This is a genomic window from Bradyrhizobium sp. URHC0002, from assembly GCF_054059515.1.
In genome coordinates, this window is the sequence record NZ_JBSSCF010000001.1 from 2742840 (window position 1) to 2767693 (window position 24854).

The following is a 24854-nucleotide window of genomic DNA, read 5'->3' on the forward strand; positions in this document are numbered from 1 at the left end:
TAATGCCTGTGGGGCGGTTAACGGTTTCGATCGCTCTGCTGTCCACCGCCCTCACGCCCGGTCTGCGGGTATCTGCTCGCCAGATTCGCCAAACTCCGCCGGACCGGAAGATGCTGATTGAGAAAACTTCTTCGTCCCCAGCGCTCATTAGAGCGCTGCGGCGCAAAAAACCCGTCAGCCGTCAGGACCCTGATGCATATCCTATAGTCTTAGGCCCGCTACTGACCTGACCACTTTGAACCGGCATTGAGCCCACGATAAGTTCGAACAAGAGATACTCTTCGAAGGGAAAGAGACGCTATTCGGTGCACTGCGTGAGATCACCAATCATTTGCAGCAACGCTTGCGTTTCAGGCGGATTTCCGCTGCTCGACAGAAATTGTGGGAGCGCTATTCTTGTGATCGCCGCGCCCGAAGGAAGGTTCGCTTCATGCAAAACGAAAATCGTGCCCCGCTCGCGACAGAGCCACCAGCTGTCGCCGTTCTCACTTTGATAAATCTTGCGCTCGCTGTCCTGTTGACATACCACACAAAACTATAAGCAGGGTCGTCGGTTCCTAGTGATTGGCGCAATTTAAGGAAGAGCTAAGGGAGGCAGCAGTTCGCGTCACGAGGAAAGCGAGCGAGCAGACCGTATTGAAAATTGAAAATCAGTCTGGGAAACCTGTCGCCGTGCAGCACGGGTAAGCATCGTTTTCTTATGACGGCTAAGGAAGGGTAGAGATACCAAGCTGACAGGAACACCGCTGCCGCAGCCACGCCGACGGCAGCAGAAACCGATCCGCTTTCCGTGATCTTAAATACGACCACCGAAATGTCGCCGGAAATACCTAAAGCTAGCGGCAACGCTGCAGCAATGACCAGCCGTGAGCCAATTATGAAAAATTGGGGGTTGTCTTCACCGTGGAAGGCAAGTCGGTGCAAGGCGGCCGGCGTCATCAAAAGGAGCACCGATAAAGAAACGGCGGCCAGGCTTGATACATGCAGCCATTTGATCCCTAAAGGCAGAGCATCAAACGATTTCGTTAGCGTGGCGACGAACTGGAATCCAAGAAGCGCTTGGCCGCCCGGGATGATGACACGAGCTTCGGTTGCATCTGTTCTATTTTAGTCTTCAGCGGGGTATTGCCCTCAGGCGGCAGAGGTTTGGGAGACTTACGTAGCGCAAAACCTAGACCGTAAAACAAGCAAAGGGCAGTGGCGGTGAGCCGAGATTCATCAAGCGCGGTTTTGAGTTTGGCATCGAGTTCCTTCGACATTGCACTTAGCCGTCGTCTTGCCAATTAAACTCTGCCGATCGATTTGGAAGGCGATTCAGATTTCATGCAGAGCGTCATTCAGCTTTTGTCCCGGTGAAAGAGCGCATGAATATTTTGACCTAGTCTAGTGAGGGTGTTGGCTCGCATGTCCTTATCGCTGCGTCCGGCCAAAAACTCCTCAATGCTCTTTGAAATGTCTAATGTTAATCCCGTCCGCGAAGTGGGCTGAAAAAGGGGCAACTCATCAAGGCAATCGTCCTCGTCGTCGAGGACGACGTACCGGGTCACTTCCACGGGGGGCGGGGAGCGCAGCTATTTGGATGAACAACCCCATGCAAAGCCGATTGCCCATGTACCTGAGTCCGCGCTGCGGCGACGTACGCGTGCAGGGAGGCCCTGCCAGTCGGCCGGGATGGCTAACGGACGCTGCAGAATGCACGGCGGGCCGTCCACCGGCGCCCCGAAGGGCAACAAGAATGCATTCCGGCATGGCCGTTATTCAGCCGAGGCGGTTGATCGGCGGCGCGAGATTGCCGCTTTGATCCGACGCGCTCATGCAGTGGAGGAGATTTAGGAGCTTGGGCGCTGACGAGCAACAGCCCTCTGGCGAGAACGGCTTAGCAAGCACTCAGGACTGCAGAACGCCAAGGGCCACACGCTGGATCCGGAGCGGCCGGCAACGGGCGTCTACGCCGAAAGCGCTCTTCGGTCCTATCGCTCTGGCGATCGATGCAGCGAGATCGTATCCGCACTTTTGGGCAATCTCGCTCGAACACTGAGGTCATCCAGTGCGCTCCGACACTAATTTCCAAGTTCAGCAAACCCGCATAGTCAGTAACTGTTATTTTGCCGGACTCTTGAACGATTTGAAGTTATCAATTGCATCGCTCGCAACAAAGGCGAACAAGGTTGCCCCATCGCCCCCGTCGCCTCCATAACCACCCCAACCACCAAACATGATGGACTATCTGGCGCAAGTCGAAGAGCTCCGGAAAGACGCAGGCGAATGCGCTCGGATCCTCAGACAGTTATTGGTCTCTTCCAATTCGCGGCTGCGTCCACCAACCGCATCGATTGCGGCGGTCGTCATGGAACCAGGATCGACTGGAAGCGTCATCACGGAGGATCCAACACTCAAGCGAAGGAGAATTTGTATCCGCATGCCGAATCCAGAAGTCCGCAAAGGGATGCCATCGGTCCAGTTGACTCGCGAGGAGTTCGTCCGTCGTTGCCGTGCGCGATATATCGATCCGGCCTACAAAGCGTTGGATCGGGAAATCGAAGCAATTATCGTCGCCGCATGGGATGCCTATAGCCATTCGCGCAAGGCTCCGAACACGCGAAAGGCCGGTCCAGGTTTTTCGGATCCCGAGTACGAAATCGCAATCGACTGGTTCGCAGCGCGTGACGCAGTTCTCGAGGCGCAGCGCCGTCATGACGATGCTGCGGAGACGCCACGAATCCTGATCATCAATGGCTCTTCGCGCAGCGAGCACACGTGCCCAGGAGAGATGTCGAAGACATGGCGTCTCGTCAAGGTCGCTGGACCGGTCTTTTCGGAAATGGGATTTGCTGTCGATCTTCTGGACCTATCGCGGACGATCTCTGAGTTCGGCAAAAATATCCACCCTTGCAAAGCTTGCGTCTCCACATCGGTCACGCTTTGCCACTGGCCTTGCAGTTGCTACCCGAATTACGCCTTGGGACAGACCGACGATTGGATGAACGAAATCTACCCGATGTGGGTTGCGGCACATGGCATCATGATCGTGACGCCGGTTAACTGGTATCATGCACCGACGCCACTCAAGGCGATGATCGATCGTTTGGTCTGTGCCGATGGCGGCAACCCCGACCCATCTTCTACCCATGGTAAGAAGGTAGCAGAGGCCAAGGCAATCGAATTGAATGGATGGTCATATCCGCGACATCTTGCTGGCCGCCATTTTGGAATTGTTGTTCAAGGCGACAGCGTCGGTGCCGAGACATTGCGGCGTTCGCTGTCGGACTGGCTCACCGACATGCATTTGATCTCGGCAGGAAATTTTGCCGAAACCGACGGTTACATCGGCTACATGGAACCGTATGCGACGTCGCACGAGGCGTTAGACGATGACGCAGCATTCCAGGAAGAGGTCCGCAACGTTGCGCGCGCCCTCGGCAACGCGGTCAGGTTGGACCTTGCCGGCAAATTCGCTAACCCCGGCAGCGGACTAGTCGATCCCAAACCAAAATAGCGCCTAGAGCGCTGACTATAGTTCATATGAACAACGCCTGATTTCCGTTTCGGACGCATCCATCATCTCGCTGCTCCCATCGGTTAGGCTCGGATAGAAATCGCATCGGCGCACGAACGTTCCTTTGCCGGGCTAGTTAAGCTGCCGATCCGCTTCACCACTTCTCGAACAGCTAACCGTTCGGCCTCTGCCGGGACAGTTTCAAGATGGAGGGAAGTCATGGCCAAAGATTAAGAACTCAAGGACCTATTTCTGGACACGCTGTCAACTTTGCCGAAGATAGCCAAGGCGGCGCAGCTGAGAAACGAGCCTTAACTTTTCGGACATGGTGGGGCCCCATACTCCGGGGGCTTGGGGAGAAACCCTGGCACCGATGGAACGCAACGTCCCAGCGGATTTTTATTGCGAGATCCTGCGCTATGGACCGAACATCACCCTTGAGGTCGGTGCGGCCACTGAGGTGACCGCTATGCCGAGTTCACTTAGGGATGTAGGTGGCGGCGGGACAATCAAGATGGGCGGAAGCGGCGTGCGACCCCCAAGGAGGGAGTCCCGGGTTTGACCCGCAGCCGGGCCATGCAGGGAAGCTGGGGTGGGATTTTTTCCGTAAGATCGGGATCGTCTTCGACGACCACGCCACGAAGGCCATCGGCGACGCATTTGACGCCGCTTGCACAGTCCACGACTCGGGCCAGCCGCAGATCGTCTATGAAGTGATTGCCAAACGCATCATGGCGGCCCGTACCCCCGCTGCGATGCCGATGCCCATGCCATCAATCCGCCAGAAAATCCAGAAAGCCGGTGGCGTGTCAGCGAGCACCGTGATCGGGGCCGTGAGATCTACATCGCGCACTTCCAGATGAAAACACTCAAGCACGTCCGGAGCGGACTAAATCAATCAGTCTTCTGGAAACGTGTCGCACTTTTCGCTGGCGTCGAAATGGTGGAGCAACAGAGGCCCGCAGCGTTTTCAGCACTGCGGGCCTTTTGATGGCTGGCTGGCTCGAGCCGCCAGTTCAGATGCACTGCCTAGCGTATTAGGCCACCCCGCGACTCCCAATACTCGGGTGTCCCATAGTACTGGTGGGTGCGCGTTTCCCAATCTCGATCCTGCCACGAGTCATCACTGAACTCTGGCGCGTCCCTCAACTGTTGCTCGGTGATATTTGTTCGGAAACCACCAAGCGACGTATCATATGTCAGAGCGCCCCACGGTATGGGATAATGGCTGTGGCCTAACCCAACAAATCCGCCAAAGCTCATGACGGCATAGGCCACGCGACCTGACACCTTGTCGATAATGAGGTGATCAATCTCACCGATATTCTTTCCACCTGCCCCATAAACCTCGGTTCCCTGAATGTCTTCGCTCGAGATGCATTGATGATCCGGATGGGCTGTCGCACGGGCCATGGCTTCCTCCCTCAATTATGAGTTTGTCGCCTTAACTCGGCCGCTACGGCCTCGTTCCTAATTTCCGAGAACATTTCGCGCCGCTGCCCACCAATCTATCGTCGCCGACATCGACTCCAACATCATGGCATCGGGCAAAAGGGGCAACTTTTTCAAGGCAAACGAATTGAATCTAAGAACGGCATCTTGGAATCGAAGATGGACGACGATTCTCCGCTAACCGTTCGCTAAAAATCACGTTCGGCGGATGCGCAAGTCAGGTTCGTCGCGTCTTGGTCTACTGTTCCGAATACAAATGCAGCCGCTCAATCGAGATGGACACCGATATGTGGCCTGTGGTCGCAACATTGGCGCGGAACATCCGCGAGCGCCGGCCATTGCCCTATTCGCTTAGCTGGAGGTGCTACCGGAGGAACGAATTCATGGCATACCAACCCAATCCGAACGATCCCCATCGTGCGGGCCGGAGTGAAGAGGAAATGCGGCGTCGCGATAATGAGCTGCAAGCCGATCCCCAGCTCGCCGAAGGTCCCGCCAGCGGCACCAAGATCGCAATGTACGCCATCGCCATCGCAGTTGTGCTGGGTGTCGTGTTCTACGGCCTGAATAACAACACCGTGGACCAGGCGGGCACCACGCCGCCCAGCGAGACCGCGCGGCAGACCCAGCCGGCCAACCCTGCGGGGGCTTCGGGCAAGACCGACACCGAGCCCGGGACGACCACGGGCGCGGCGACGACCAACCGTCCGACGCCGCCGTCTCCGAACCCCACAGGGACGGAAGTAGATCGCAGCAAACAATAGGTCGATCGTCCGAAACGACTTGGAGCGGGCCTATCGGCCCGCTGCTTTTGTGGCTGAGCAGAACATCTTGTTGAGTTCGCCGCCGGGACAGCGCGACCAAGTGGGGATGTGCCTTACTTTTTCGTGTCGTCCTGTTTTACCGGGGCTCGGCGCGCCGTCTTTCTCCCTCTTGATGTAGCTTGACACCCAGACCCGGAATTAGAGAACAAAATCGGTCAAAAGGCGACCTTTGGGCGTGGCCGATTTACGTCTGTTCATGCCCGGATTGCGGACATCGCCCTGCATTAGAGATCCTCCCGCAGGCCCTTGAAGAAGGGATGGCGGACCTTTCCCTCGGGGGATTTTGCGCGGTGTTCGATTTCCGCGAGCAACTCCATGTGGGCTGGTCGCCGAGATCCCTCAGGCGCCGGCCGACGTGCCGCGCCCTGGCAAGCGGATCCTCGGCGTCGTTGTGGCGGTCGGCCTGGTGATCGGCCTGGTCGCGCTGCTCGCGCCGATCGCCGACGCGATGTGGTGGTGGTCGTTTGGATGAGATCCGCGTCGGTTTGAAAATATTAGTCGGGAACCGAACAGACAAAAAGCAACGAGCTATTAATATCTGTGGCGGCAAGGGGACGGCAGAGGCAACATTGGAGTATCAAAATCACCTGTCCCTTTGGGGCGGAGCAATGTTGTTTTCGAGTTCGTTGGAACGTCCAGCATGCAAGCGCTGCGGTATCCGCATGGTGCTAACCAGAATTTCCCCCGACGGTCCGCAATATGAAACCTGGCACTATGAATGCCTTAAGTGCGACCGCGTTCTGACCGAGCAGCGACCAATTCCAATCGAGTCAATGAAGACGGCTAAAGGTTGGCTCTCCGGCGAGCTGCGACCCCAAAGTAAGGGTTGCGAAATCAGTCGGGGGATTTTGGTCCGGGTTTACCAAGGACCGGATATTCGAAGGCGACGCCCTCCGGATCGTATCGCGCGAACCATTGATCGGCCGCCTCGCGATCGGCGAACAGCTTCAGGTGATCGGGGATCGCCGACCTGTTTGCCCGGGTCGACATAAGCCCATGGTTGTGCTCATAGATCCTCCCGCAGACCTTTGAAAAAAGGATGGCGGACCTTTCCCTCCGCAGACTTGGCACGATACTCGATTTCCGCGAGCAACTCTGGCGCCACCCAGATGCCCTTGTGCGCGATGCGCTTGGTGTAGGGCTGGGTTTTACGGATCAGGGGCGTCAGGCGTTTGCGCAGCTCGGTGGATGATTTCTTGTCGAAGCCGTGGTCGACCTTGCCAGCGTAGATCAGGTCATCGCCCTTGCGGCGGCCGACATAGATGCCGTCCCAGTCGTTGCCGTCGAGGGCAAAGCCCGCGATGGTCAGCGTCTCGAACTGGGCGCAGGTTTTTTTGACCCAGTCCCGGCCGCGGCCTCACGCCTGAACCATTCGGGGCGGGCAGAACACTCTTGGAACGTCAATCCATGGGGACTTGGCGTTTCATCCCGGCTTGGTAGAAGCAGTGCTGAAGGTGTAACGTCGCTTTATGAATCGTTGTTGCGATGCTGGGTCGACACACGATTTTTCATGCTCGGTAATGTGCCACGACGGCCCGGTACGTCGTCCGGATGATCCGATCGGTCAGCTCCGGTGGCCGCTCGCCGCGCGAAGATCACCCGCGCCCATTTGCTCCATGCGTAAGGTCATTTCAGCTGCAACAGCACGGCCCCTCGAAGGACCCGGCTCGAGCTTAAGACGGATACGAGCCCCAGAGCCATCAGCAGCATGCCAAGCCAGTTTGCCGTCCAGCCCCGCCCGTCATCGCCCGCCTCGGCGATAGGAAAGGCGACCGGTGGTTGGTCTGTAGCCACAGAGGCGGCAACCGCGTCGCTGGCGGCCGGCGCAGCTGCCTGTAGTGTTTCCACGTCGGGTGCCGATGGCGCGAGCGCCGCGGCCCCCGTGGCGACGACGGAAGCGGCATCAACGACCTTTAGCTCGGACGCGGGCGGCGTTAGCTGAGACGTTTCCGCCGGTGCTGAGCGCAGCGACTCCGCACGCGCATCCACTATACGATGCTTCGCGGCTTGATGATGAACCCGCTTCTTCACCGTCGCGATCCCCTCGGCAACCTGGAACCAGCATTTGCGGTGGCCGTCCAAACGATAGACCCAGTGCTGCCCGTCGGCCGTCGACTTGCCGGGCCGCGGCAAGCATTCCCTTTCCGCGGAAGCGAGGGCAGCGGCTGGCTGAGGAGCGACGTTGAACAAGTCTGCAAAAGGATTCGATGATGCAGGCGATGTCGAAAGACTTGCGGGAAGGACAAAAGCTGCGAGGCAAAACCGTAAATGACCGGACATGAAAAACCCCGGTGTTACGCCCCCGAGCACGACTTTGGCCGTGACCTGGGTCACAATGCGGCGTAAATTCGACAATGCGGTGGATTCATTCTGGCCCTGACGGTTCAACGCCCGCATGACGCCGATCCGCGCCATCATCGTCGGAGCACGTAGCAGATGAATGCTGCGGCCAAAAGCCAAGTGACGATTGGTAGAAAATCAGGCGCTGCGCTCAAATAAAAAGACCCAGAATCAGGGCTATGAGCCAAACGGCCACCTTCGGTGTTGGTGGGCCCCTTTGCCTAAAAGCGCCCGGATTTCGCGCCCTATTAGACGCCCAGGGCCGGACTGCTATGGACGTTTGGGGCTACATGCCGCGTGACAACCAGGAAACGCTGTTCGAGACGGCGATGAATGGGCACGACGCCGAGCGCGAGGAATTCGCGCGCCTGCTGCACGACCGTCATCCCGGACTCTGCATCCGGCGAAGCCGGACTGAGGAACCGGATTTCGCCACGCGAGTTTATCCAAGTTGGCAGCCGTCCCGCGGCTAGAAGGTTCTGGATGGCCGAAGAAAAGATCACGACGATCGGAATTGCCGCTCACGGCGCCTCTCGCCTCCCGTCGGTGGAGATCGATACCCTTCAACATCGAGCTGAAGGACGGCGAAGGATTTCTGGGAGATCGCGCCAGCAAGGGTGCCTTTCGGGACATCCTCGAGAAGTGGCGGAAGCCGCTGCGCAAATCCGGCGAGGACCCTTTCGGGAAGGAGCGGACCGAAAATATCAGCAAGAAAGTGCTGGATACCATTTTGGTCGGCGACGACGCCGAGGCCTCGGCTGTCGCGCACAGCACCATCGAGGATTTCGCGCAGGAACTTGCCCATGTCACGCGGCGCTTTCTCAAAACCAAGGCTTGGCAGAAGACAGAGCGCATTGTAGTGGGCGGCGGTTTTCGGGACAGCCAGCTCGGCGAGCTCGCCATCGCGCGAACCGAAATCATCCTCAAGGCGGAGGACTTTAAGATCGAGATGCTTCCGATCCGCCACCACCCGGACGACGCAGGCCTTATCGGCGCGCTACACCTCGCTCCTTCCTGGATCTTCGAGGGTCATGACTCCATCCTCGCCGTCGACATCGGCGGCACGAACATCCGCTGTGGCGTCATCGAAACTCGTAGCAAGAAGTCACCGGACCAATCTAAGGCGAGCGTGTGGAAGTCCGAGCTATGGCGCCATGCCGACGACGAGCCGAGCCGTGAGGAGGCGGTGAAGCGTCTCGTCAAGATGCTCAAGGAACTAATCGCGAAAGCGGATAAGGAAGGATTTAAGCTCGCCCCGTTCATCGGCATCGCCTGCCCCGGCGTCATCGAGAGCGACGGCTCGATCGAGAAGGGCGCGCAGAACCTGCCTGGCAACTGGGAGAGCAGCAAGTTCAATCTGCCGGGAAGCCTGGTCGAAGCGATACCGCAGATCGGAGAGCACGACACAGCCATCGTCATGCACAGTGACGGCGTGGTGCAGGGCCTTTCCGAGGTTCCCTTCATGCAGGACGTGAAACGTTGGGGCGTGCTCACGATCGGCACCGGCCTCGGAAACGCCCGCTTCAGCAATCGCAACGGCAAGGGCGAGCGCTGAGCCTGCTCCCAAAGCCGGCGGCGTCACCAATCGGCCGGGATGATCGAGCTATCAGAGAGAGCCAAAAGATAACGTCTTACAATTGGGTTCCCCGATAATGCTCGCGTTTTGATCATTGTCCGGCTATCCAGCTACAAGTGGGCGCGCATTGGAGAAGGTTAGATCCCAGTTCCTCTCCCTCCGCCAAGGAAATTTTTAAGGTGCTGATTTTATTGATATTCCATTGATCTACCTATTTTCATACCACATTATACCCCACATTTTATTTTGGATTGTTTTGGCTGACTGCGGCCTTTGCTGAACCTTGTCGGACAAAGCAGCCGGTAGAATTGGACGCCGCCGAAGGACGCGTCTCAGGCGCAAGAGCATGGGACGGCTACCCAAAGTAGCTCTGAGCGCGTCCCTAAATCGGGCATCGAGATGATAAATACTCGGCAGGCTTACGTATCTTGATGGATCGCCACTTGAGCGCGTCTGCTACTTCATGGAGGCAGATTGCGCGGCTATCACCGTGGCAAATGGTCAACCACGTCTAATACTGACCAACACCAAATCGGATTTACACTGAACGGATACACGCAGCTTGTAACGGACAGGATCAAACAAGGCTGGTCATGCTACCTGGTCACAATCCTATTCCAACAACTTCCAGGCTCACAACCGACGATCACGAGTCGGATGAAACAAGAAATCCAACGTGTGTACTCGACCCTCATCACCAGGGTACATCGCAAGCCTCGGACCGCTTCTCCCGACGAGCCTCCCGGTCTTGATCGGTGCGATGGATCTGCCGGTGTACAAATCCGACCGGTCTTCATCGCCATTAGTCAGATTTAACGGTGGATTACACTTTCACGCTTTGATCTTGATTCCCGACAGATCCCGACTGCGCGAACCACTCCAAGATCATTTCCAAACCTGCGCGCATCTCTACGGGATCGACGGGACAATCTCAAAGATCGATGTCCGCCCCGTGATGGATGGCTATGAGCGCGTGGTCGATTACGTGTTCAAGACCATAAAAAGGGGCCGCGTCTCATACGACGAGGGTGTACTGATCCTGCCAAGGGCACGGGATGAGTTGACGTCGAAGGACATGCCACCTGATTTCCCGCTAGCCGATCGGCTGGCTCCGACTTAAGCGGACAAGCCTTTTACCGAGTAAAATGTGTTCGGCGCTCCGTAAATCGCCATCCGATGAAAACAGATGCGCCGATTTGGGTTGGTGATAGGCTGCACAGCGACCTTCGGATAAAAATCCGCCATCGCCTGCCTTGTCAGTAAACAATCTATAGAACATCATCGCTATGTACCCGCACCAGTGGGCAAAAAACGAACAAGGGAGGAAAGCATGCACATTGCGCTGAAGCTTCTGCTTGTCACAACATCCTTGGTCCTCGCCAGCCCCGCCTTGGCGGAGGTTCTGTCAATAGCAAAGCCCGAAACCGTCGACGTCTCACCGGACCGGCTCTCTCGCATTCGGACGGTACTGCAAAACGAGGTCGATGCCGATCGCATGCCGGGCGCTGTCGTTATGATCGCCCGACGAGGCCAGTTGATCTATTCCGAAGCGATTGGCTTTCAGGACAAAGCGGCCGGCAAGCCAATGTCCAAGGAAGCTATCTTCCGCATCTATTCGATGACAAAACCCCTGGCCTCGGTTGCCGCGATGATGCTTGTCGAGGAAGGCAAGATGCAGCTGACTGATCCGGTCTCCAAGTTCCTTCCGCAGTTTGCCAAGATGGAAGTGCTTGTGCACGACAAGGACGGTAAGGGGACCCGTGAGCCGGCCAAGCGTCAGATCACGATCCAGGACCTCTTCAGGCATACCGCTGGCTTCGCTTATGGCGAGTTCTCAAATATTCCGGAACTGAAGGCGGCTTACGCAGAAGCCAAGTTATTCGATCCCAAGATAACTGCGGAATCCCGCTTGATCACGCCCGACCAGTTTGTAACCGGCATCGCCAAAGCACCCCTTGTGCATGAGCCGGGCACGACATGGGAATACAGTATGGCCGTCGATGTGCTCGGGCGCGTCGTGGAGGCGATCTCGGGTCAGCGCCTGTCGGCCTTTCTCGATGAGCGATTGTTCCGGCCTCGCAACATGGTCGACACGGGCTTCAAGGTCCCTGAGCCGCAATCGAACCGCATAGCTGAGCCGTTGCCTAAGAATCCTCTCACGGGCGGACCCAACGACGTCATGCTCGACGTAAAAATCGATCCCTTGAACGACTCTGGTGGAGGTGGGGCAGTATCGACTGCTGCCGACTACCTTCGCTTCTGCCAGATGATGTTGAACGGTGGTACGCTCGATGGTCGCAGGTATCTGAGCCCAACGAGCGTCAAGCTGATGGCTTCCGATCATTTGGGTAATCGGCCCTCATCACCGGTAACACCCGGCGTGCAGTTGATGGGTGTTGAAGGCTATACCTTCGGACTCGGTTTCATGGTTCGACAAGGGGCGGGCCTTGCAGCGGTGCCAGGCTCTGAAGGCGAGTACATGTGGGCTGGCGCTGGTGGAACGTTCTTTTGGATCGATCCCAAGGAACAGCTGGCAGTCGTCTACATGGCGCAAACACCAGGTGCTATTCGCCCCTACTACCGGCGCATGATCAAGGCACTGGTAGCCCAGGCGTTGGAGAACTGACGACCGATAAGGCGGACGAACGCCGCGACGAGTATACCGTGGACCACACGGCGTTCGTCTACCTGATGGGAACCGATGGAAATTATCTCGGCTTCTTTCCGCCGGGCACAACACCCGAGCGTATTGCGGATACCCTGCGCCAGCAGGCCGCGTTGAAACCCTAGGGCGTCGTCACCATTCGCATTTTACTGCAGGTCGTGGTCGAACCGAAGAGCCGCCTGAGTGGGCCACTCCCATCCGGGTTGCAAGCCTCCGGTGCCGACGGCTTGCGTTCGACTCGGCGCGCATGTTTCTTTAGATCCTTCGACTTAGGCTTTTTGGTTCCGCCTTGCGCAGCCCTTAGATCGCTTGGGTCATGCCAATGCCGGCCAATGATCTTGGGAGCAGAAATATGTTGGCTCTGGTGGCACTTGCAGCTCTGTTGCGAGTGGCTCCACGGTCCTGATGTAAGTCACCGGCAAGCGATCACCCTTCGTCAGCGTTTGCGAAATAGGACTCGTCCCGATCTCGGGCATGTCCCTACCAGCCGCGGCCGCCGATGCTTGGACTACGGCCATTGGTCGCGGAGCACCGAAGGCTAGCTTGAACGAAGCTAGACCGATTAAACAGACCAACAGCGCCACGCCAAGCCAAACGGTCCGAATCACGACAGGCCCCATGTGCGCGTCGAACGAGCGCCACTATTCCGCCCGCATTAAGGCGTGGCCACTTTTGTAATTCATCGGCACTGATGAGACTAGGCAACAAAATGGCTTAGTATCATCAACCTTGAAAGGCCTGTCCGGTAAAAGCTTGAGTGCCGGACAATCAGTAGTATCGCTATCGCCGGTCCGGGGAGACCTTAGGGTCGCGATGCAGGAATTGCGGCGCTGGATGACACGACTCGCGCTGGACGTTCGGAAGGGTCGCGGCAAAGCTCTAACTGCAGCTCCGCGAGATCAGTGAAGACGTCGGCCTGACGCCGCAATTCATCGGCGATCATCGGCGGCTGGCTCGATACCGTCGAAATCACAGTCACGCGGACACCGCGACGCTGGACCGCCTCGACGAGGGAGCGAAAAGATCCGTCGCCCGAGAACAGAAACATCTGGTCGATTTGACCAGCCATCTCCATGGCATCGACGGCAAGCTCGACGTCCATGTTTCCCTTGATCTTGCGTCGGCCGCTGGCGTCGGTGAACTCTTTCACCGCCTTGGTGACCACGGTGTAGCCGTTGTAGCTGAGCCAATTTGTTAATGGGCGCAGCGAGGAATATTCCTGATCTTCGCTGATTGCCGTGTAGTAGAACGCGCGCAGCAAAGATCCTCGCCCTTCAAACTCTTTTAGGAGGCGCTTGTAGTCGATATCGAAGCCGAGCGTCCGCGCAGTTGCGTGCAGGTTGGCGCCATCGATGAAAAGCGCGATATGATTGGATCTGACTGACATGGATGCTGACCAGCGGTTATTTCCAAACACTCAATGCCAGTTTGCCGCCTCTAGCTCTGGTTGAACATAAACGGAGAGACTTAGATTGTGGCGATATTCCGCAAGGGAATATCGCTAAGTTATATGCTATTACTTTAAGGTTCAAATTATTTTTCCGTGAGATTCGCTTTGCTCGTTGCGAAACAGGGAGAGCAACTGGGCACCGTTTAGTTCCCCCTCAGGCAGCTTGCCGCCAAAGCTCGCGTCGGCCGCGGCCGATTGGCCCGTGATCCGATGGATCATTTGATGGCTAGCGCAATCTTTCAGATACTCTTCGACTGATCTAGCAATCGCACAAGCAATGACAGCCACGTAAAAGAGCGGACGCCCGCTGTGAACATGCAGCGTGCTCTCGGTGCAACATTGCCGTTGTTTCGTTCGATGGAACCCAATTTTGGACTCGCTCTCCGACTGCCCGGGTGCAAGTTTTCAAAACGACCGGGACGGGCTAATTTAGTAAGCAATCAATTTTGAGGAGCCCGGCGCAACCCGCAGAACGCAAATGCTCTGCGGGTTATTTTTCTGGATCAGGCCTCCGAAATCGGAGATCGTGAGGCAAACCTCAAATTGATGGTGAGGTCATTGTGCATTCTCGCCGCTATCTGCTTTTCCGCAGGCAGCATTCGCCCAGAGTGCGGCCAAAAAGACCGTAACAAACACTGGCCGGCAAACCCGAACAAGCCGCACACGGCCCTCTGTTCGATTAATTTCTGCAGGTCGTGGTCCCGCCGAGGAGCCGCCTGAGTGGGCTACTCTTATCCGGGTTGCAGGCCAGCGCTGTCGGCTGGTCCTCGACTCGCCGCACGTTTTTCTTTGAAGCCTTTGACTTGAGCGTTCTGGTCGCGCTTTGCGCAGCCCTCCGATTGATCGGGTCATGCCAATGCCGGCTTTTGATCTCTGGAGCAGCAATAGATGAAGGCCCGGCTCGCACTTGCGGTTCTGTTCAGCGTGTCCGCAAACGGACTCGTTCCAATTTCGTAGGGCATTTTCCCTACTAGCCGCCGAGGCTTGGATAACGGCGATCGGTCGTGGAGCACCGAAGGCCAGCTTGAACGAAGCTAGACCGACTAAACAGAACAACAGAACCAGGCCAAGCCAAATGTCCGAATCACGACACGCTCTCCGTGCGGGTCGAAAGAGCGTGATTATTCCGCCCACATTAAGGCGCCGCTATTATGCCGTTCATCGGCACTGATGTGGATTAGGCACGTAATCAGCTAAGTATCATCAGTCTTGAAAGCCCAGGCCGGTCACCTTCGAGATTGCTCCGGCAGCCGCTTGTCTGAACTGATTATAGAAGAGATCAAAGATCATCAGTCCGGCCCGGGTGTTTCTCTTAAAAGGTAATCCAGCGTTTATGTTTGACGGCTTCTCATACTTTGACGTCCGTCTTACAGGGTTACCCCTCAGGTTGACGAAACGTTGCCGCTCGACTGGCTCGAGGTTTGTAACAGATTGCGTTGGACTGCCGTGATAATACAAGCACTGCCATGGTCGTTGGGCGTAGACGCTTAATTGGCTTATGGGAATAGTCGCCCGCTAGCCACTTGAAAGCATTCCAGGTCGTGCTTGCCGAATTTCAGGGGCATCACGAATGGAAGGCGCTCGCTATCTTGAGGATGGCAAGCTTACGGTTTTTCGTCGGGCAGGCATCTACTACGCCCGCATCCGTATTGCACCGAGGCAATATATCTGGCGGTCCTTGAAGACCTCGAACGAGCAGACCGCTGTCGACCTGGGCCGACGATTGCTGTTCCAATTAGAACACAGAGCCGATCAGGGCCTTCCGCCAAAATCCAAATTATTTGCGGCCATCATCGACGACTACATTCGATACCGGGAGCGGGATCATCGCCACGGTGGCACTTCAGCGGGGATGCTGCGGCAGATCATTCGGGTTTCGAAGTTCTGGCGGGAATTCTAACCTTCGTTGCCGCCCATGGCTCTTACAGCCTCTTGACCGGCAAGACCGCTCCCCAGAGATAGCGTTCCAATTCGCTCAAAAAGGCCCTTGAACGCGAGTTTTGGGGCCTTTTGCACATTCCTCCACCCCCGAATCGGGTAGCCTGCCCTGGAACCAGCTGGAGGGCATTATGGACGACGATGAGAAAGAGAAATCGGTAGTCGGCAAAATGGTTGAAGGGGTGACGAGCGCCGTCGGTGACGCGGTCAAAGCAGTTCTGCCGACCCCGAAGCCGGACACAGAAGAGATCGCCGAGGGGACAAACGAGCAGATGTTGATTGGGGACGCCGCCATTGCGCCGGAGGCCATATTCGCGCCGATCCCCCCAATAGAAACGGTTAGTAAAAAGCGAACGGCTCCCAGGAGATCCAATAAGCGGGTCGCAGCCGCCGCCAAGGCAAAGGCTACTAAATCTTCCGCTAAGAAAGCCGCAGCTAAGAACGCCGCTGCAAAGAAAGCCGCTGCAAACAAAACGGTAAAGAAGGCGGCAAAGAAGTCAGCGTCCAAAACGGCCGTCAAAACAGCTGCGAGTAAAAAAGCCTCCAAGAGCACCTCGAAGAAAACGGGCGCGAGTAAAGTTGCCAAAAAGAAGAGCGCTAAGAAAGCTGCCAACAAAAAGAAGAAGTCCAAAAGGTAGCTCTTAATGGCTCGCGCCAGGTCGGTCCTCGATAGGATGATCCAGGCGATGAACAGGGGTGAGCCTGTTCGACTTAACGTCTACGCCGACTTCAAAATGAAGGACGTTGATGTGTTCGCGAAACCAAAGCGCAAAAAGGGCACACCAGCGAAAAAACAGTCGACAGCTAAAACGTTTCGAAAACCAGTGCCGAAAAAGAAAATCGTAAAGAAGAAGTCGAGGCGCTAGTTATGTGGAGCGTATCCCCCACACCCCAGCGCTGCGCATATTCTCTTCATGATATTCTGATGAAATGGATACATCACAAGCGGGACGATTGGGCGCATCCGCCAAGCGAGAGGCTCAACAGCAGCAGCGCTGCCGCAGCCCGCGATGCGATTTTTCCATCCTTCGACATAAAACATGCACTCAGAGGACGGTCATTTTGTGCCGGGGATCGGTACCGCCAACTGATGGGGTGGATGGCCCCCTGACGGCATCGATGTGCCAGGATGGTGGTCGTTAGAGATCACCAGCAAAGGGAGCCATCCATGGGCGATATTACAACAATTGGCCTTGATCTGGCAAAGAGTGTCTTCCAGGTTCATGCGGTCGACGCGATGGGCAGCGTAGTAATGCGCAAGCGGCTGCGACGCAGCCAGGTCCTCGCGTTCTTTGCCGAGATTCCGCCGTGCCTCATCGGCCTCGAAGCCTGCGCGACGGCGCACTACTGGGCTCGTGAGTTGATTGCGCTTGGCCATGAAGCGCGCCTGATGCCGCCCAACTATGTGAAAGCCTATGTGAAGCGTAACAAGCATGACGTCGCCGATGCCGAGGCGATCTGCGAGGCGGTTAGGCGTCCATCGATGCGCTTTGTCCCGATAAAGACGGCGGAGCAACAATCGGCACTCATGATGCATCGGGCTCGGGATTTGCTGGTCCGCCAGCGCACCATGCTGGTGAATGCTCTGCGTGGGCACCTGGCCGAGTTCGGTCTTATCGAGGCGCAGGGTCTGCACAAGGTGGCGAAACTGATTGCGATTGTCACCGACGAGAATGATGGGCGTGTACCGTATATTGCCCGTCAGGTGTTGCAGGTAATGATCAACCACATCGAAGATATTCAGGTACGGATCGTTGGTCTCGAGAAGCAGCTTCTCGCGTGGCACAAGAGCAACCCAGTCAGCCAACGACTGGCTACCATTCCGGGTATCGGGCCGATCATCGCCACGGCGATCGCAGCAACGGTTGCAGATCCCAACACATTCCGTAGCGGCAGAGAGTTTGCCGCCTGGCTTGGGCTAGTGCCGAGACAAAACTCCACCGGGGGCAAGGCGCGCCTCGGTGGAATTAGCAAGCGAGGGGACAGTTATCTCCGTCGCCTGCTCGTCAACAGTGCGCACACGGTGCTGCTTTGCTCGAAGCAAGCCAAGACCGATCCATGGTTAACCTCCCTGCTCACCAGAAAGCCACGGCTTGTCGCCGCTGTCGCCTTGGCGAATAAGACGGCGCGCCTGGCTTGGGCCCTCATGAGCAGACAGGACACCTACCGACACGCAGCAGCGACAGCATGACCTGCTGAGCCGCGGCGCGCCGTAAGCTTGCGAGAGTGAAAACACGTGATGGCAAGTCGGTCACCCGACGGATCGAGAGAAACCTGACCGCCTCAGCGGGATTCCGATCCCGACCAACTGATAAGGCCTCGACTCGCGGAATCCATCAAGGCCAGCGGTCATGTAAAGACCGCACTGAAGGCCGGACACATGACTGCAAGCGACCACTGTTCATCACGCGAAAAAACTCTTGCAAATCGGGGGCCATCCACACATGAGGCGGCGTTACCTTAGGCCGATCAGCGCTACGGCGACTTCCGCGATCTTGCGAGGCTTCCTGTTGCCGGTCGCGCTGACTTCGATAACGGTTCGAGCCACCATCTCGCAAAGGGAGTCGTTGCGGTCAGCCACGCTCAGCAAGTTTAGGGCGTGATTAAAGCCCCTCAAACCGACGCAAGACCGGCTAATTCCAGTAAGGGAACTAGATTCCCCTTTGGACCGGGAGTCGAATTAAATTCTTGCTATGTTCCGCAGCGGAATAATATTTCCTTGACCTTGCTCAAGGTTTCGTCGGGCCACGCGAACAAAATAAGAATGAGAAACGAAAGCGGCCGGCCAGCGTGAACCGGCGGGCATGAAAAAGCCGCCCGGGGTTGAGCCGGGCGGCTTGTCGCTTTGGGGCAGTGGACGTCGCGCGCGTCAGTCGCTTTTCTTGCCCTGCCGTGACGCGGCGATCGATTTGCGCGTTGGATGAGCCTCAAGCCATTCGATATCGGCCTCGATCGCGCGCTGAAGGCGCTCCGGCTTCACTGTCCGGCTTGAAGCTGCGCCCGCGACGTCAAACGCCGGGGGCAGCATCTGGGCAACCAGCGCGGCCCGCCATAGGTCGACTAACACGGTCCTACTGTTTCCGCTGTCATCGCACGGGGGAAACGATTTGGCGTCGGCAACGTCGTGGTTTTGCGCACTTGAAAGCGCTGTCTGCCAATCCGGAGCGACAACGCGCCGCTCTCGCGGATCTCGCATCAAAAGCTTAACGGTCGGCACAGCTGAAAGTGATGTAAAGGCAAGTCGGAAGCGCCGTCTCCTCAAGGGACCCGAAGAATTTCGCGATGTGCGGGTGGACAGGTCAACGGCTAAGCGGAAGTGACCCGGATTGTTTTCTCGCTATTTGAGCCGGAATGGCCTACAGAGACTGATCGCCGCCCGCCCCTAGGCTGTTATCGGTGACTGAGAGCGTCTGTGCTCCCGCCTCTACTGAAGGCGGTCAAATGTCGAAGGTGTCTTCATTCAATTTTCGCGAGTGGCTGGTACCCCCAGTGTTGCTGCCGATCTTTCTTGTGCTGCTCATCGTCGCGGCGATGTTGTACAACGCAAGCCCGGCCTAACGTGGCCGCGCTCGCCATATCTCGAACTCAATGGTGCAGCTCTATGAACCAAGTTTCGCTCGATCAAGTATATCGCTTTGATCAGACGCCATCCGCGCGCGTAAAACGTCTGCGCAAGGAAGCTCGCGGCACACCGCCTGGGGTCCGGCGTGACGAATTGCTCCGCAGAGTGCAGCAAATCGAAAACATTTCGCCTGCTCAGGAGCCGCTTGCATCTCTCGATCTTCAACCACCTAAATGAGCAGTTATCGGCCCATACTTGGAGGGACCGAAATGGAAACCGCTGTCGCGTATCTAATCTCTGTTGGAATAGCTGCTTGCGGGATCTGGGTCGTTGCCGGAACGATTGCGGCAGGCTCGCCTTTGGCTTGGACGCTTGCTGGTCTCGCCACCGTTACGGTCGGATCTCTCAGCCTTTTTGAGCAACTTAAACCTGTGAGCTAGACCCGCTTCGTTGCCGCCGGCAGGAACGATCCGTTGCCCAGTCACTTGAACCTAATGGCATTCACTCCTCGGCCTATCGTCTGGAAGACCGTCATGTTTTTTGCAGTGACTGCTGTCCTGCTACACGCGGTCTGGGGTCCATACTGAGCAACGCGCGAATCCGAAACCTCTTCGTGCTGTTGACCATCACCCAAAACCGCGCTCCGTCCGCACCACGTCAGCTTCCTCCCGGTTGCGGCGGGGTACTAGTTTCGCACCGTAGGCTTATACAGCTGGGGCTGAAGGCAAAAGCGAAATGAAGGACGGGAAGTGGACCCAAGATCCCAAGACCCTCCTCTGGATTATTGGTGCCCTGGTTTTCCTGATATGGGTGTTTTTGCAGAGGCAATATTACTGAGCTTCCGCCGGCTGGTCGACCTGGGGCTGAAGGGAAAAAGCAAATGATCAAGCCGAAGCGCTCTGCCGAGCAACAGGTTGCGGACGAGCTCGAGCGACGGGCTCTCCACCCGCTTTCGTCGAGGCAGACGATATCGGACAGCCAAGCCGAGCCAGAATTCCATGCAAACCACAAACGCCTTAGAGCAGAAAGGTTAGCGCGACAGGCAGTCGAGATCGGGTTGAAGGCGAAGGGGAAATAGTGAACGAGCTAAGCCGACCGCCGCGAGAACGTTTTGGTTTGTGGCGGCGCTGTCGGCGATGTCGATCATCACGGCAATGACCCTCATCGGGTTTCCCATTTAGGGCGCCAGGCCTTGATGGGAACGTAGCCCACTGCTCGGCAGTAAGGTGGGTACCGTTGTCGGTCTTAAGCGCCATAGCCGCACCGTCATGGTTCGCTTTGACGGCAACAGGACGAAGAACACCCACACCGCGATTACATCGAGCCGGTTGAGGCTTAGTGAGATTTCGAGATCGCCCGTTGCAGCGTGCGAACCAAATCCTCCGCAGCCTCTTCCATCGTGTCTTTTCTTCCCAGATGCTTAATCATTGCGACTAGCGTGTTGATCAAGACGACCCGGGCCATCGGCGGCGAAACCTGTCTTTCAGCCAAGAGCGCACGGATGTCTCGCGTAAGTGCGACGCATTCGACTTCGTGTGCCTTCGTCATCTCTCTGGGCACTTCACTCCTCCAGCGAATGAAAAGTTGGGATTCCAAGCACGCCCGATTCGTGAGCCAAGCTGGTGGCGGATCGGTGGCAAAAAACTGCCGCTATGACGATCTTCGTGACGGCTACCTGCCCTAGGGGTTAATGGATCGTTACTGGCTGAGCTTCTGACGCGCGCCGCCGGTATTCTGACGGACGAACGAGCGTGTATTTTTATTGGGACGATCTGCCGGGGCGCAGGCTAAACCCTGATTTCACGGACAGTTACCGGCGGGTGCGAAGTGGTCGGCGACCGTTCACATGGGAGCGCCTGTGGCGGCGCTCGCCGGCGCGAGTGAGGCGTTGGTGTCGGGCACGGTCAAGGACCTGGTGGCAGGTTCCGGCTTACGTATTGGTGATCGCGGCAATCATTCGCTTATGGGTGTCCCGGGAGATTGGCGCATCTTTGCAGTCGAACGGTGAATGCGCCGCTCTAACCAATTCGACTTGACGCTCCTCCGATCACTTCGCGCGCACCAAATGTCTCTTGCGAGATTCGCGGCGGTTCGAACGGACCGCGGCGACTCCCGGTCTACCCCGGATTGCGTTGCAAAACTCGGCTGGGTTCTATTTCGGTTCCTGATTTTGGATTTTTGCGGGTTTCGTTGGGGGAGCTCTCCCTTTTGTCTGACCTGTTGACGCTATCGACTCTTGACGAGGCGGCTATGCGAGGGAGGCCGGTGCCAGAGGCGGGACATGGCAGAGAAGCTTGGCCAGTCGCCTCAGGTTTTGCGCAGTTGCTGTCAGTAGCACTTCGTCTCTGACGCCACTCAAGCCCCGCAGCCGGAACCGGTCGAGCCGGAAAATGCGCTTCATGTGCGCAAATCGCATCTCGACCTTCTTGCGCTCACGGCGGGACTGCTGGAAGGGCTTCCGTATCGGCCAAGGCGCGGACACGATCTCGCACATCTTCGTTGAGGTCGCGGGTGATTTTGCGCGCAGTCGCGGTCGTGCACTTTGGCTTCAGTGAACACTGCGAGCAGTCGCTCTTGCTGGCCCTGTAATAAACGATATGACCTTGATCGATATTGCCCGTGCTGGTCAGTTCCGCACCACCTGGGCAAATATAGATGTTACGTTGTTGATCGAAGACGAAGTCGGCCCGGCTGAAGGTGCCATCTGTACGTGCAGACTTGTCCCACACCGGTACGTGCGGTGCGATGTTGCGATCCACCAGCCATTTGAGCAGCCTGACCGCGCCATAGACCGTGTCGCCCGCGAGTCGCTGGGGCCGCAGATCGAAGCGGCGTTCAACACGGTCCACCATGGTCTGGGTGATGGCAATCTCCACGGTTCGGTTTGCCCGAGTGCCCACCGCATCGATGATGATGCCGGCCTCGGCTGGATAACCCGCTTAACGCGCTCCTATTCCTGGGCCAGCGGCCCTCGCTACCGCTTTCGCCTCGCCGCTTCACGGTCCAACGTTTCCGGCCTCATCCGACGAGCCGGTATTGGCTGGGGCGATCGTCAGGAAATCTGACTTCGAAGCTGCCGCACTGGGGCACGGCTTCGTGTTTGATGATGCGCACTGTCCCCGTGTTCACCGTGGCCCTTCCGACGCGAACCGAATATCTCCATGTCCGGAAGCAAGGCCCTTCTGCAGAAGGCCAGCGCCCGCCGGGTTAACTTGCTGTGCCTCGCTCAGCCGGTCCGGGCTGACCCGATAAACTTCAGAAGCAATGTTTAACATGGTCGGCCTTTTGCCCGCAGCCTCGTACTCCTCGATCGCCCGCAGGCATCCACGCTGTATCCGACCGAGCCCCTTCGACATTGCGGGTCTCCTTAAGTGTTCCTCGAGACGAGCACGTGGTCACTTATCAATCGGGCCAGCCGGTGGCACCATCGCGGCATATTCGTAACTGCCCCTCCCGACCGGAAGAGGCTCCTGGTGAGAGTGGTCATTCTCGCAGCCATCTGGCCCGCCGTTGCTCAGCGTTCTCGGCCAGCTTAATACAGTCGGCAGCAAGGCGCAGCCAAGCCTCACTTGTCGAGGTAGCTGGCTGATCTCTCAGCGAACCTGCGGCACTCCTCCGCTTCTTCGCGGAATCTCTCTGCGTCGGTCTCGGTCATGGCGACCGGGATAATGCATAAAAGTGACTTAGGCCACTGCCTGAAATTTGGCCACTGAGGGTTAAATCAGGCCAGTACCAACGAGAACCGGCCCACCGTCAAACGCGCGTTTGGCGATGGACCGCCCCGGGTGGATGGCGCAAATTGCGCGCCACAGACCGGTCACTTAACGTCTCAGCCCAGAGGCCGTTCCTCCCAGACGCAGGCCGCGTTCATTCGGACGAAAGGCCGCTAAGTTCAACCTACCCTGAGGTTTTCAGCAGAGTCTTTCCCACGGTTGGCGACAACATCGTAGCTTACCGTCGCGCCCTCGTTCAAACTGCTCAGACCCGCCTTCTCGACAGCAGAGATGTGCACGAACACGTCCTTGCCGCCATTCGCGGGCTGAATGAATCCATAGCCCTTCGTCGGATTGAACCACTTTACTGTACCTGTCGCCACTTCGTTTACTCCCCTGGGATTTTTAGAACGCGATAAGTTGGTGACGGAAATCGGGCAAAATAAAGGGCTAATCCGACGTGGCACGAAAAAGTCGCCGCTGGGTTGAGACAGCGACGGCTCTACGCAATTACTGTCGCGCTGCGATGACCTCCGCGAATTAAGAAACGCTTCCCGCCATTGCGCCCTCCAAGCCTGCCGTGCCCCTTGTGCCGCGACGTTTAGTGCGCAATGAAAGCTCCAGCTCACAGGCTTTTACTGCTACCGCTCCGAGCGTTCGGTCCAGCTCTGCGGCTATCCGCTCCCCCGGTACCTTCCCAGCCATGGCCTTGAGCTTGGCAATGTCATCTTCCTTCCACGCGCGTCTTGACTCGGGCATACGCAACACTCCCTGATTAAAAAACATCAAACCGGGAATTTAGCTAAGGTTCCCAAGCGTTGCGGCAAGAAAAAGCCCCGCCGGGGATGGCAGGGCTGAAGTCGGGAGTTTACCGATCCTGCGTAAGGATCGGGCGGGAGGCTAACAGTCGGCTTTCTTCCGGGCAATGCGCCAGCGTTCAAGCTTGAGCTGGTATCGGATCAAAAGAAGCCGGATCAGGCGCATTCTTTGCCCCCGATCCTAACCACGGTCGCAGGCTTCTTTTCGGGCTCGCCATCCCAAAACCCCGGCAACGTGACAAGCCCTGTAGCCGTCTGTGGATGAACAGCGAGTCATCTTCCCCTCGGGTAGTTGACCCGCGAGGATGATTTGGCCTCCGCGATCTGCGCAAGGCTGGCCGGGTCAAGAACCTTACGAAACGAATGAACGACCTCCACCAGCTGCAACTGAAGGCCGGACGATGAGCAGCCCGGTCCTTGCGGCCCTGCAGTTCGCTCGTGCCGAAGAGCTTGCGGCTGCGCCGCGTTCCTGGTCGAGGGAAGCTAAACTCGCGTTCCTGTGCCTGCCTCCGCAACTTCAGGAGTATTACGTGGTCCGCGAGAAAGAGCGCGATCGAGAGGTGCGGCGATGTCAGACTGAGGCCGCCGAAGCCCGGAAGGCGCTTGCAGAAACTCAGAAGCAACTCGAAGAGGCCCGCAAGGCCGCAATCCAGCAACCAGAGGCAACAGATGGCATTCACCAAAGCGTCGCCGCTTGACGAGCGGATCAGGGCAACATGCGCGGATGCGGAAGCATTCGTCGATGCAAAGGCGACTGAGATGAAGAAGGAGTTTGAGGGCCTGCCGATCGCAACGCTGCGGCGAAGCCTGGAGAACAAGGCGCCGGGCTGTGTGTGCAAGCAAGCTCTCGCGATCCTGGATGAGAGCCTGCTGGCACAATGCGGTCAACGAACCGAACCTTGCCGGCAAAACTTAGCGAGGGCTGCGCGCAGATAAATCCCTCAGTGTTCTGGTCGTCGATGATGACATCTTGATTCGGAACGTCGTTGAGAAAGTTCTGAGCGATGGCGGTTTCGAAGC

Annotated in this window: 19 protein-coding genes and 4 pseudogenes; 11 read left to right on the forward strand and 12 right to left on the reverse strand. The window is 57.3% G+C overall.

The genetic code is table 11. The features are described from left to right. Window positions 1-585: 585 nt before the first annotated feature. The gene (locus ACVWVY_RS13175) at window positions 586-1077 is read right to left on the reverse strand and encodes a DUF6328 family protein (RefSeq protein WP_456632193.1); all 492 of its coding nucleotides are present in this window, start codon (window positions 1075-1077) and stop codon (window positions 586-588) included. After that, window positions 1026-1259: a hypothetical protein gene (locus ACVWVY_RS13180; RefSeq protein WP_456626768.1), complete on the reverse strand. Its 234-nt coding sequence runs from the start codon at window positions 1257-1259 to the stop codon at window positions 1026-1028. Before ACVWVY_RS13180 ends, ACVWVY_RS13175 begins: the two co-directional genes overlap by 52 nt. A 412-nt stretch (window positions 1260-1671) precedes the next feature. Between ACVWVY_RS13180 and ACVWVY_RS13185 the strand changes: the two genes are divergently transcribed. Together ACVWVY_RS13185 and ACVWVY_RS13190 are read left to right on the forward strand one after the other, a co-directional pair. After that, the gene (locus ACVWVY_RS13185) at window positions 1672-1833 is read left to right on the forward strand and encodes a hypothetical protein (protein WP_456632194.1); all 162 of its coding nucleotides are present in this window, start codon (window positions 1672-1674) and stop codon (window positions 1831-1833) included. Between the two features lie 586 nt (window positions 1834-2419). Then, the gene (locus ACVWVY_RS13190; RefSeq protein ID WP_456632195.1) at window positions 2420-3496 is read left to right on the forward strand and encodes a flavodoxin family protein; all 1077 of its coding nucleotides are present in this window, start codon (window positions 2420-2422) and stop codon (window positions 3494-3496) included. 1029 nt (window positions 3497-4525) lie between these two features. On the opposite strand, the gene ACVWVY_RS13195 is transcribed toward ACVWVY_RS13190, so the two are convergent. Next, a complete protein-coding gene (locus ACVWVY_RS13195; RefSeq protein ID WP_212423825.1) occupies window positions 4526-4909 on the reverse strand; it encodes a PRC-barrel domain-containing protein in 384 nt (127 codons plus the stop codon). Window positions 4910-5331: 422 nt separating this feature from the next. On the opposite strand from ACVWVY_RS13195, the gene ACVWVY_RS13200 reads away from it, so the two are divergent. Continuing rightward, a complete protein-coding gene (locus ACVWVY_RS13200) occupies window positions 5332-5712 on the forward strand; it encodes a hypothetical protein (RefSeq protein WP_456626769.1) in 381 nt (126 codons plus the stop codon). Between the two features lie 894 nt (window positions 5713-6606). Here ACVWVY_RS13200 and ACVWVY_RS13205 read toward each other — a convergent pair. The 4 genes and pseudogenes from ACVWVY_RS13205 to ACVWVY_RS13220 all read right to left on the reverse strand — a co-directional run bounded on the left by ACVWVY_RS13205 (window position 6607) and on the right by ACVWVY_RS13220 (window position 8498). Then, window positions 6607-6762: a hypothetical protein gene (locus ACVWVY_RS13205; protein WP_456626770.1), complete on the reverse strand. Its 156-nt coding sequence runs from the start codon at window positions 6760-6762 to the stop codon at window positions 6607-6609. A gap of 16 nt (window positions 6763-6778) precedes the next feature. Continuing rightward, window positions 6779-7129: pseudogene (locus ACVWVY_RS13210) on the reverse strand (ATP dependent DNA ligase); the annotation flags it as partial. 269 nt (window positions 7130-7398) lie between these two features. Beyond that, complete coding sequence (locus ACVWVY_RS13215) at window positions 7399-8190, reverse strand: hypothetical protein (protein ID WP_456626771.1); 792 nt, start codon at window positions 8188-8190, stop codon at window positions 7399-7401. 170 nt (window positions 8191-8360) lie between these two features. Beyond that, window positions 8361-8498 carry a hypothetical protein gene (locus ACVWVY_RS13220; protein ID WP_456632489.1) on the reverse strand — a complete coding sequence of 46 codons (138 nt, stop codon included), beginning with the start codon at window positions 8496-8498 and terminating at the stop codon, window positions 8361-8363. A gap of 97 nt (window positions 8499-8595) precedes the next feature. Between ACVWVY_RS13220 and ACVWVY_RS13225 the strand changes: the two are divergent. From ACVWVY_RS13225 to ACVWVY_RS13240, 4 genes and pseudogenes are all read left to right on the forward strand, one after another. Beyond that, window positions 8596-9667, forward strand: a pseudogene (locus ACVWVY_RS13225) (ROK family protein). 769 nt (window positions 9668-10436) lie between these two features. Then, window positions 10437-10808 carry a hypothetical protein gene (locus ACVWVY_RS13230; protein WP_456626772.1) on the forward strand — a complete coding sequence of 124 codons (372 nt, stop codon included), beginning with the start codon at window positions 10437-10439 and terminating at the stop codon, window positions 10806-10808. A 210-nt stretch (window positions 10809-11018) separates the two neighbouring features. Further along, window positions 11019-12314, forward strand: a complete 1296-nt coding sequence (locus ACVWVY_RS13235) for a serine hydrolase domain-containing protein (RefSeq protein ID WP_456626773.1) — start codon at window positions 11019-11021, stop codon at window positions 12312-12314. A gap of 38 nt (window positions 12315-12352) precedes the next feature. Further along, window positions 12353-12478, forward strand: a complete 126-nt coding sequence (locus tag ACVWVY_RS13240) for a hypothetical protein (protein WP_456626774.1) — start codon at window positions 12353-12355, stop codon at window positions 12476-12478. A 685-nt stretch (window positions 12479-13163) separates the two neighbouring features. Here the strand turns inward: ACVWVY_RS13240 and ACVWVY_RS13245 are convergent. Beyond that, window positions 13164-13740: pseudogene (locus ACVWVY_RS13245) on the reverse strand (LabA-like NYN domain-containing protein); the annotation flags it as partial. A gap of 1633 nt (window positions 13741-15373) precedes the next feature. Between ACVWVY_RS13245 and ACVWVY_RS13250 the strand changes: the two are divergent. The 3 genes from ACVWVY_RS13250 (at window position 15374) to ACVWVY_RS13260 (ending at window position 17932) form a co-directional block, all read left to right on the forward strand. Continuing rightward, window positions 15374-15703 (forward strand): hypothetical protein, encoded by a 330-nt coding sequence (locus tag ACVWVY_RS13250; RefSeq protein ID WP_456626775.1) that lies wholly within the window; start codon window positions 15374-15376, stop codon window positions 15701-15703. A gap of 169 nt (window positions 15704-15872) precedes the next feature. Beyond that, on the forward strand, window positions 15873-16379 hold the full coding sequence (locus ACVWVY_RS13255; RefSeq protein ID WP_456626776.1) for a hypothetical protein: 507 nt from the start codon (window positions 15873-15875) through the stop codon (window positions 16377-16379). Between the two features lie 530 nt (window positions 16380-16909). After that, window positions 16910-17932: an IS110 family RNA-guided transposase gene (locus ACVWVY_RS13260; protein WP_456626777.1), complete on the forward strand. Its 1023-nt coding sequence runs from the start codon at window positions 16910-16912 to the stop codon at window positions 17930-17932. A gap of 678 nt (window positions 17933-18610) precedes the next feature. On the opposite strand, the gene ACVWVY_RS13265 is transcribed toward ACVWVY_RS13260, so the two are convergent. The 4 genes and pseudogenes from ACVWVY_RS13265 to ACVWVY_RS13280 all read right to left on the reverse strand — a co-directional run bounded on the left by ACVWVY_RS13265 (window position 18611) and on the right by ACVWVY_RS13280 (window position 23399). After that, the gene (locus tag ACVWVY_RS13265) at window positions 18611-18808 is read right to left on the reverse strand and encodes a hypothetical protein (RefSeq protein WP_456626778.1); all 198 of its coding nucleotides are present in this window, start codon (window positions 18806-18808) and stop codon (window positions 18611-18613) included. A gap of 1525 nt (window positions 18809-20333) precedes the next feature. Beyond that, window positions 20334-20468: a hypothetical protein gene (locus ACVWVY_RS13270; protein WP_456626779.1), complete on the reverse strand. Its 135-nt coding sequence runs from the start codon at window positions 20466-20468 to the stop codon at window positions 20334-20336. Between the two features lie 1083 nt (window positions 20469-21551). Further along, a pseudogene (locus ACVWVY_RS13275) lies at window positions 21552-22227 on the reverse strand (transposase); the annotation flags it as partial. 968 nt (window positions 22228-23195) lie between these two features. After that, window positions 23196-23399, reverse strand: coding sequence for a cold-shock protein (locus ACVWVY_RS13280; protein WP_456626780.1), 204 nt, complete (start codon window positions 23397-23399; stop codon window positions 23196-23198). 836 nt (window positions 23400-24235) lie between these two features. On the opposite strand from ACVWVY_RS13280, the gene ACVWVY_RS13285 reads away from it, so the two are divergent. Next, window positions 24236-24532, forward strand: a complete 297-nt coding sequence (locus tag ACVWVY_RS13285) for a hypothetical protein (protein ID WP_456626781.1) — start codon at window positions 24236-24238, stop codon at window positions 24530-24532. The last annotated feature ends 322 nt before the right edge of the window (window positions 24533-24854 follow it).

Coding starts and splice junctions, on each gene's coding strand:
- ACVWVY_RS13180 (WP_456626768.1), bottom strand. CDS start 1,259: ATGTCGAAGGAACTCGATGCCAAACTCAAAACCGCGCTTGATGAATCT.
- ACVWVY_RS13185 (WP_456632194.1), top strand. CDS start 1,672: ATGGCTAACGGACGCTGCAGAATGCACGGCGGGCCGTCCACCGGCGCC.
- ACVWVY_RS13190 (WP_456632195.1), top strand. CDS start 2,420: ATGCCGAATCCAGAAGTCCGCAAAGGGATGCCATCGGTCCAGTTGACT.
- ACVWVY_RS13195 (WP_212423825.1), bottom strand. CDS start 4,909: ATGGCCCGTGCGACAGCCCATCCGGATCATCAATGCATCTCGAGCGAA.
- ACVWVY_RS13200 (WP_456626769.1), top strand. CDS start 5,332: ATGGCATACCAACCCAATCCGAACGATCCCCATCGTGCGGGCCGGAGT.
- ACVWVY_RS13205 (WP_456626770.1), bottom strand. CDS start 6,762: ATGTCGACCCGGGCAAACAGGTCGGCGATCCCCGATCACCTGAAGCTG.
- ACVWVY_RS13215 (WP_456626771.1), bottom strand. CDS start 8,190: ATGATGGCGCGGATCGGCGTCATGCGGGCGTTGAACCGTCAGGGCCAG.
- ACVWVY_RS13220 (WP_456632489.1), bottom strand. CDS start 8,498: ATGACGGTCGTGCAGCAGGCGCGCGAATTCCTCGCGCTCGGCGTCGTG.
- ACVWVY_RS13235 (WP_456626773.1), top strand. CDS start 11,019: ATGCACATTGCGCTGAAGCTTCTGCTTGTCACAACATCCTTGGTCCTC.
- ACVWVY_RS13250 (WP_456626775.1), top strand. CDS start 15,374: ATGGAAGGCGCTCGCTATCTTGAGGATGGCAAGCTTACGGTTTTTCGT.
- ACVWVY_RS13255 (WP_456626776.1), top strand. CDS start 15,873: ATGGACGACGATGAGAAAGAGAAATCGGTAGTCGGCAAAATGGTTGAA.
- ACVWVY_RS13260 (WP_456626777.1), top strand. CDS start 16,910: ATGGGCGATATTACAACAATTGGCCTTGATCTGGCAAAGAGTGTCTTC.
- ACVWVY_RS13270 (WP_456626779.1), bottom strand. CDS start 20,468: ATGAGGGTCATTGCCGTGATGATCGACATCGCCGACAGCGCCGCCACA.
- ACVWVY_RS13285 (WP_456626781.1), top strand. CDS start 24,236: ATGAGCAGCCCGGTCCTTGCGGCCCTGCAGTTCGCTCGTGCCGAAGAG.